This is a genomic window from Pedobacter sp. 01T416_2 (assembly GCF_056398925.1).
Map to the genome: position 1 here is coordinate 1 of NZ_JBFTQI010000270.1, position 7,076 is coordinate 7,076.

The following is a 7,076-nucleotide window of genomic DNA, read 5'->3' on the forward strand; positions in this document are numbered from 1 at the left end:
AGTTTACCTAACCTATGAAGAAATTATTGTTCACCATATGTTTTCTGGCCACAGCAGTAATTGCTCATGCACAAAAGGCAGCTGATGAAAAAAAAGTGATGAAAAATCTGCTCGACAGGCAATTTGAATTTGCACAGAAACAATATCAGTTACTGGCCAAAAACACACCGGCAGACCGCATGCCGAAAACCYATTATGCAAAAAATAATAAGCTGGAAACGAGCGATACCAAATGGTGGTGCAGTGGTTTTTACCCAGGTTCACTACTTTATATTTACGAATACACTAAAGATTCTGGCACCTTAAAAGAGGCAGAAAAACGCCTTGTCGTACTAGAGAAGGAGAAACATTATACCGGAAACCATGATTTAGGTTTCATGATGTTCTGTAGTTTCGGCAACGCCTACCGCATTACAGGTAATGCGCGATATAAACCAACCATCGATACCGCTGCAGCTTCGCTTGCAACGCGCTACCGCCCGGCTGCTAGCGTAATCCAATCGTGGAATAGCAGTAAACAATGGAAAGGCCCTGTTATTATTGATAATATGATGAACCTGGAGCTGTTGGCATGGGTGTCTGATCATGGTGGCGATCCGAAATACAAGAAAATTGCCATCAATCATGCCGATACTTCGCTTAAAAACCATTTCAGGCCAAACTATAGTTCTTACCATGTAGTAGATTACGATATGACTACTGGCAAAGTACTTAAAAGGGGTACGGCCCAGGGCGCATTTGACGAATCGGCCTGGAGCCGCGGCCAGGGCTGGGGATTATATGGTTACACCATGATGTACCGTTTTACCAAGAACAAACATTATCTTAATCAGGCAAAAAACATCGCCAAATTTATTATCAACCACCCGAATATGCCTGCCGATCAGATTCCATATTGGGACTTTAACGCACCGAACATTCCAGATACTTATCGTGATGCATCTGCCGCTGCGGTTATTGCTTCTGGTTTGTTAGAATTAGGACAGTATGCAACAAAAAGCGAGCGAAAATTATATGTAGACGAAGCAAAAAAAATGATCATTTCACTTTCATCTGATGCGTATACTGCAAAGCCGGGGGAAAACGGCGGTTTTTTACTGATGCACAGTACAGGAGCTTTACCGCTGAAATCAGAAGTCGACGTTCCGCTAAGCTACGCCGATTATTACTATCTCGAGGCGCTAATGCGCTACAAAAACTGGTATTTATAACACACACAAAATGGAAAGAAGAAAATTTATAGGCGCGTTGTCACTAACCGGAGTATTTGGGCTGTTTAATCCTAACGAAATTTTATCCGCTACAAAAACTAATAACAGTACAAGTTCTCAACCAAAAAACGACAGAGAATATTGGTATAAACTGTTGTATAAAATTGCCAGCCCCGTTGTTTCCAATTTAGCCAATGGAACATTGATTAAAAATATGCCAGTGGTTACAGCGCCGAAATTCGACTCTAGAACACCTGCTGTATCGTATTTGGAAGCTGTTGGCCGTACCTATGCCGGAATTGCACCCTGGCTTTCGTTACCTGATGATACCACAACCGAAGGTGTTTTAAGAAACAAGCTGAAATTACAGGCCATTCGGGGATTGGATAGCTGTTTTGCGGCAAATAGTCCTGATAAACTAAATTTCACCAAAGATTATCAGCCAATTGTTGATTCAGCCTACCTGGCACAAACTTTTTTAAGAGCACCTAAAGCCCTATGGGAACCGTTAAAGCCAGAAACAAAACGCGAAATTATTGTTTCGTTTAAATCATTAAGAAACAGAAAACCCTTTAAAAATAACTGGTTGTTATTTGGTTCTATTACCGAAGCCTTTTTATTATCGATTGGCGAACCACACGATGAAAGCCGCTTGAATGAGGGAGTAGATACATTAAACGCCTGGTATARAGGAGATGGTTGGTATGGTGATGGCGTAAACATGGCTTTTGATTATTACAATTCATTTGTAATCCACCCGATGATGGTGGATACGCTAGCTATTATGCTCGATAAAAACCTAATCAAAAAAGAACGGTATGATCTTGCCGTAAAAAGGATGCAACGTTATGTAGTAGGGCAAGAGCGCATGATTTCTCCTGAAGGAACCTATCCACCAATTGGGCGTTCAATTACCTATAGAACAGGTGCTTTTCAGGCTTTAAGCCAAATTGCTTTAATGCATAAGTTACCAGCCACCATTCAGCCAGCTCAAGTGCGTTCTGCCTTAACTAAAGTAAAACAGAACATATATGATATCCCTGGAACTTTTGACTCAAAAGGATGGTTACAGCTTGGCTTTTGCGGGCATGATCCGGAAATAGCAGATTATTATACCTCTACAGGGAGTTTGTATATGGCTACACTATCATTCCTTCCTTTGGGTTTACCAGCTAACGACGAATTTTGGGCCGCACCTTCGGCAGAGTGGACATCGAAAAAAGCCTGGGCAGCAAAACCGTTCTCCAAAGATTATCATGTAGATTTTTAACCTTGATACCAAAAATCGATTATCTTTTCGATCCGATAGCTATCGGATGAAGCGCAGTGGAATGGTGAAATGATGATATCCAGAACACTATAAAGGGAGGAATATAAATATGGGTACAACAGCAGTTAGCCATTGCACCCATATTTACGCTTACTAGCGCAAGTCTTAGTAGCTAGGGCAATGTTGTTGGCTGACTTGTGCTTTAAAATTTTCTTAAGAGATTAATATATTGATTTGACTAAAGCACAAGTCAGGCCTTTGCTTGTGCTTGTGGCGCTAAGACTTGCGCTAGAATATGACCTTCAAAGTTCGGTTCTTTTTGGTCAGGATTTTTTTACTATGAGAGGAGCATTTTTTTTTTGATAATCAGTGGGTGCCGTTCCTGTCCATCGTTTAAATGCACGTATAAATGCGCTTACTTCATTGTAGCCAAGCATGGTAGATATTTCTTTTATCTGAAGAGAATCATCTTTCAAATACATTAAAGCAAGGTTTTTACGGGCTTCATCAGCTAGCTGCTGAAAATTGATCTCCTCACTTTTTAATTTACGCTGGAGTGTACGCGGACTGAGATTAAAGTTACATGCAATATCTTCAAGGGTAACCATTTTTAGATACGAGTTTGACCGTATGTAATTATAGATACGCTTTTTTAATGCCTGTTCAGATACATGCGTATTTTGCCAGAGACCCTCTTCCAAAAGCAGAACTTGCTGGTGTTCGTGTTTTGATCTTATAATTCTTTCGTTCCAGTAGGCAATATCAAATGAAATTTGAGTGGTTTTTGCATTCGTCTCTGGTTTACAGCGAAGGACACGCTCATATTCTTCATGGTTATCCAGCGATCTGGCGAAGCTGACCGAACTTGGGTATAGCTTCTTAAACAATAACCCGTCAAGTTCGTGTATTACCAAAGCCATTAAAAGGTCAACGGTGTGTATTTCAGTTGTATCTTGATTCCAATCCCGGTTGACCGGTGCAAATGTTATCGAAAAATGATGGTCATCCCTGAAAATTCTAAGTTCTACTAATGCCGAGATGATTTGGGCCAATGGGGCAGCATTAGTTATCGCTTCTCCCACTGTTCTGCTCGTTTTTATTATTTCTCCGACAATTCCCAATGCCTGTAGTTGTAAGGATTCCCCAAAATGAAGACCGAACAAGTTGTCTCTACTTATAGATACAGCATTAAACCAGACATCATCGATCTGTTTAACCGCAAGCGGATTTTTTGAAGTTGTCAGTTCATCCATTGTGATGTTTGATGCACGGAGAAGTTTTTCTGCAGATATGTCTCTTTGAACTGCATAACCAATCAGTCTTGATATGAAATTTTTAATCTGATCTTCCATAGTAGATAAATACTTGAAGCTAAAATATCAATATAGTAGAGAATAAAAATAATTTGACGGAAAAAGATAACTTAATGTCGTTTAATGGTAATCTTAACTTCAGTTGAACCTGCGAACTTTGGTTCAGATACTAAATAGAAAATATTATGGAAAATCAATCAAAACAAACAGTAATAGAATTTTTGACCTCGGTTAAAGCGGTCGATCTTGAAAAAATTGGCCAACTATTGTCTTCTGACGTAAATTGGTCGCAGCCTGGCAGCAACGAGATCTCAGGCCTAAAGCGTTCACAGCAGGAGGTATTCGGAATGGTAGGTAAGATGTTCGAGATTTCCGGTAATACATTACAGTTAGGTGCTTATCAATCAATTAGCTTAAACGGCAACCGGGTTGCATGCCTATTGCACTGGATGGCAGAGAAGCCCTCTGGAGAAAAACTCGACGTTTACAATATAGATATTTACACGGTTGAGCATGGTAAAATCTGTAATGTAGAGATTTTTTCTGCTGACCAGATGCAGGAGGATGGCTTCTGGACAAACTAAGTAAAATAAATGCCGGACAGACTATTTTGTGCTGTCCGGCCTGTGATCTTATAACACTATCTATTGATCGCTCTTCATCAAAAAAAAAGATTGTTAATTAATGCTGATAAGCAGTTTGTTTTAGGGCTTTCTGGAATTGGCGGTCGGGGTTCAATCAATTTGGTTTATGCAAGGTATATTATTTGATTTTTATAAATTTACAATATGAAACAAGCAGAAACCGTTATCGATTTTTACAACAGGTTGCCAGACCATGCTCCCATCGATGTTCCGCTCGATAATGCTGGCATTGGCCACATAAACGTATTCACAAGAGAGAACTGCGCCGTGGTAAGTCCATACAGTCGCCGCGATTTTTATAAGGTTTCACTTATCATTGGTAAGGGAAAGATCTATTATGCAGATAAGTGGATACAGATTGATCGACCGGCACTACTATTTTCAAATCCTATAGTGCCTTATTCCTGGGAAGCAGACTCAGATCAGCAGTCGGGCTGGTATTGTCTTTTTACCGAAGATTTTATTCAGCATAGTGAACGGGTAAATAACCTGCGCGATTCGCCTTTGTTTAAGGTCGGCTGTAATCCGGTGTTCTTTCCAGATGAAGTTCAATTGCGCGAATTTTCGGCCATATTCCAGAAGATGCAGGCAGAAATGCACTCCACTTATCCGCACAAGTACGATGTGCTGCGTAGCTATTTGCACCTGTTGATTCATGAGGCGATGAAAAATAATCCGGCCACAAATTTTCATACCTATGCCAACGCCTCTTCAAGGGTTTCTGCCTTATTTCTTGAACTGCTGGAAAGACAGTTTCCAATTGATTCTCCTACGCTTATACTCAAACTGAAAAACCCTGCTGATTATGCCGACGCTTTATCCGTACACATCAATCACCTCAACCGTTCTGTAAAAGAGGTTACCGGTAAAACTACAACCGCTCATATCGCTGCCCGGATTGTTAAAGAGGCTAAGGCACTATTGCAGTATACCGACTGGAATATCGGTGATGTTGCCTACAGCCTGGGCTTTGAGTACCCTTCATATTTTACACTGTTCTTTAAAAAACACACCGGTTCAGCACCTACTAAATTGAGAGAAACTGTTTGAATATTATAACGATCTGTTTGATGCTTATAAGTCACGGTTTCGCTTTCTTATCTACATTTGAGTGAACAAAATCTTATCAAAATGAAATATAGAAATTTAGGAACAACCAGCGAAAAACTGTCTGCACTTGGCTTAGGCTGCATGGGCATGAGTTTTGCGTATGGACCTACAGACGACAAAGAAAGTTTAGCGACTCTTGAAAAAGCACTTGATCTTGGGATCAATTTTTGGGATACGGCCGATATGTACGCAAACGGAGCAAATGAAGCGCTCATTTCTAAGGTACTCGTACCTAACCGCAACAAGGTATTTATTGCAACTAAATTTGGATTCCGTTTTACAGATGGAATTGCCGGCCCCAGCAGCGCAACGGGAACTTATTTTGATGGTTCTCCTGCCTGGATGAAAGTTGCAGTTGAACAGAGCCTGAAACGATTGAAAATCGATACCATAGACCTCTACTATGCCCATCGCGTTGACCCTAACATTCCGATTGAAGAAACCGTTGGCGCTATGGCCGATCTGGTAAGAGCAGGAAAGGTACGCTATCTTGGACTGAGTGAGGCTTCTGTCACTTCTTTACGCAAAGCACATGCCGAGCACCCGATTGCTGCACTGCAAAGTGAGTACTCGTTGCTTACAAGGGATGTGGAAAATGGGATATTGCAGACTACCCGTGAACTTGGTATTTCACTTGTGCCTTATTCTCCATTGGCCCGGGGCCTGGTTACCAATGCACTCGATGTAAATATCCTGGCTGATGATGATTTTAGAAGAACCCTGCCACGTTACCAGCAGGAAAATATCACCGGTAACAACAGGCTTATAGCCGAATTTGCGGCATTGGCAGGCACCAAGGGTTGCACACCAGCACAGCTTGCCCTGGCATGGGTGCTGGCACAGGGCGAGGATATTATCCCGATTCCAGGCACAAAAAAAAGAAAATACCTGGAAGATAATGTAGGTGCGATTGAAGTTGAGCTGACAGCTGATGATCTTACAGCAGTTGATGAACTGATCAGGCGATATCCTATAAGTGGCGAGCGTTATAGTGAAGGCGCAATGAAGCTGGTTAACCACTAACGGACCTTCTAAACTAGCTATATTTGGTAGAGGCATAGGCTAAAGGAAAAGCTAAAAGGATAACCAGGAAAAATCTGGGTATCCCTACAGAGCTGTACACTTTAAATACCAACTATAAGAAACTTCATTGCAAATCAATCTCAAGAAACCATTGTACAAATGAGTACATATGGTGGTATGAGCGGGCGACAAAGAAAGATTAATCAAACTTTGTCGCCTGCTTTAATTTAATTTATTTCGCATCAAATTGATGAATTTTCGAGTTTGGATAAGCCAATAGTATAGGTAAATATGTAGCAATTATGAATGGTGAGTTTTTTACTCATCTTTTTTATTTTTTAAAACTTATACCATTGGTTATTCCGTCATATTATTTGCCAAATAATATAATTAATGTACTAATTCCGCCCGGTTTTAATCGTTTTCGTTTTTACAAAACCGATAAGTTCGTCCCGGTAATTCTCACCAATGGTTAGCAATAGATCGTTTTTCATCCGTACCAGGT

The 7,076-nt window shown here is 40.7% G+C and carries 6 protein-coding genes; 5 read left to right on the top strand and 1 reads right to left on the bottom strand.

Annotated elements, in window-relative coordinates:
- Positions 1-14 precede the first annotated feature (14 nt).
- On the top strand, positions 15-1,211 hold the full coding sequence (locus AC1DPQ_RS12975; protein WP_477609632.1) for a glycoside hydrolase family 88 protein: 1,197 nt from the start codon (positions 15-17) through the stop codon (positions 1,209-1,211).
- Positions 1,212-1,221: 10 nt separating this feature from the next.
- A complete protein-coding gene (locus AC1DPQ_RS12980) occupies positions 1,222-2,481 on the top strand; it encodes a DUF2264 domain-containing protein (protein ID WP_477609634.1) in 1,260 nt (419 codons plus the stop codon).
- Positions 2,482-2,804: 323 nt separating this feature from the next.
- Here the strand turns inward: AC1DPQ_RS12980 and AC1DPQ_RS12985 are convergent, their stop codons facing one another.
- Positions 2,805-3,833 carry an AraC family transcriptional regulator gene (locus tag AC1DPQ_RS12985; RefSeq protein ID WP_477609636.1) on the bottom strand — a complete coding sequence of 343 codons (1,029 nt, stop codon included), beginning with the start codon at positions 3,831-3,833 and terminating at the stop codon, positions 2,805-2,807.
- Between the two features lie 146 nt (positions 3,834-3,979).
- Between AC1DPQ_RS12985 and AC1DPQ_RS12990 the strand changes: the two genes are divergently transcribed.
- The 3 genes from AC1DPQ_RS12990 to AC1DPQ_RS13000 all read left to right on the top strand — a co-directional run bounded on the left by AC1DPQ_RS12990 (position 3,980) and on the right by AC1DPQ_RS13000 (position 6,571).
- Positions 3,980-4,378 carry a nuclear transport factor 2 family protein gene (locus tag AC1DPQ_RS12990; RefSeq protein ID WP_477584892.1) on the top strand — a complete coding sequence of 133 codons (399 nt, stop codon included), beginning with the start codon at positions 3,980-3,982 and terminating at the stop codon, positions 4,376-4,378.
- A gap of 204 nt (positions 4,379-4,582) precedes the next feature.
- A complete protein-coding gene (locus tag AC1DPQ_RS12995) occupies positions 4,583-5,488 on the top strand; it encodes a helix-turn-helix domain-containing protein (RefSeq protein ID WP_477584891.1) in 906 nt (301 codons plus the stop codon).
- Between the two features lie 81 nt (positions 5,489-5,569).
- On the top strand, positions 5,570-6,571 hold the full coding sequence (locus tag AC1DPQ_RS13000) for an aldo/keto reductase (protein WP_477584890.1): 1,002 nt from the start codon (positions 5,570-5,572) through the stop codon (positions 6,569-6,571).
- The last annotated feature ends 505 nt before the right edge of the window (positions 6,572-7,076 follow it).